Below are 1,133 nucleotides of genomic sequence, written 5' to 3'. Positions count from 1 at the left end.
TTGCAGGAACGCCGCGACGCCTGGCGGCACGCCTCGAAGACCACTGTCCGGTACGGGCAGCAGTCCGCTCAGCTCAAGGACATCCGCGTCTTCGACCCGGAGCGTCAGGGGCGTTGGTCGTTCTCGTCTCAGCAGGCCACCTTGCGCCGCCTGGACAAGGCGTTCGCCGCGTTCTTCCGGCGGGTGAAGGCAGGAGACGCGCCGGGCTATCCGCGTTTCCGCTCGGGCAAGCGGTTCGACACCGTGGACTTCCCCAAGGACGGCGACGGATGCCGCTGGGATGTCACCCCGCACGATTCCGTCACCCGCGTCCGGCTCCAGGGCGTCGGGCACGTCAAGGTGCACCGGCACCGGCCCGTGACCGGCAAGGTCAAGACGATCAGCGTCAAGCGGGAAGGGCGCCGCTGGTACGTCGTCCTGACCGCCGAGCAGGCCCAGCCCGAACCGCTCCCCGCGACCGGGTCCGTGGTCGGCGTCGACATGGGCATAGCCAACTTCCTTGCCGACTCAGGCGGCGGGTTCGTACCCAACCCCCGCCACGGGGCCAAGGCCTCCGCGAAGCTCGAAGCCGCACAGCAGTCCGTCAGTCGCTGCATGCGAGGCTCGAAGCGCCGCCGCAAGGCCGTGGAGAGGGCCGCCCGACTGCACCGCAAGGTGCGCCGTCAGCGTCTGGACCACGCGCACAAGACCGCGCTCGCTCTCGTGCGCGAACACGACTTCATCGCGCATGAAGACCTCAAGATCCGCAACATGGGCAAGGCCCCCGCACCGGAGCCGGACCCTGAAGCGCCGGGCAGCTTCCTGCCCAACGGGGCCGGCGCGAAGGCCGGGCTCAACCGCTCGATTTCTGATGCCGGATGGGGGGTGTTCCTCGCGATCCTGGCCGCCAAGGCGGAAGGAGCCGGACGGCAGGTGATGGCGGTGGACCCCCGCAACACCTCCCGGCGGTGCCCCGAATGCGGGCACACCGCCAAGGAGAACCGGCCCACACAGGAGAAGTTCCACTGCGTCTCGTGCGGCCACAGCGCGCACGCGGACACGGTGGCCGCGATCAATGTCCTACGGGCCGGGCTGGCCCGTCGCGAAGCCGCACCGGCATAGCGAGAAACCCCCTCACGAGGGGGAGGAGTCAC

General features: G+C 69.7%; 1 protein-coding gene. It reads left to right on the top strand.

Translation table 11 applies throughout. The features are described from left to right. Positions 1-1,101 (top strand): transposase (locus tag AB0N07_RS51665; protein WP_365848017.1); only part of this gene is annotated, 1,101 nt, incomplete at its 5' end. Positions 1,102-1,133 lie beyond the last annotated feature (32 nt).

The sequence above is a fragment of the Streptomyces sp. NPDC051172 genome (assembly GCF_040682555.1).
Lineage (GTDB): Bacteria > Actinomycetota > Actinomycetes > Streptomycetales > Streptomycetaceae > Streptomyces.
The sequence above is the reverse complement of the archived record's forward strand: the minus strand, read 5'-3'. Positions and strand labels throughout refer to the sequence as shown.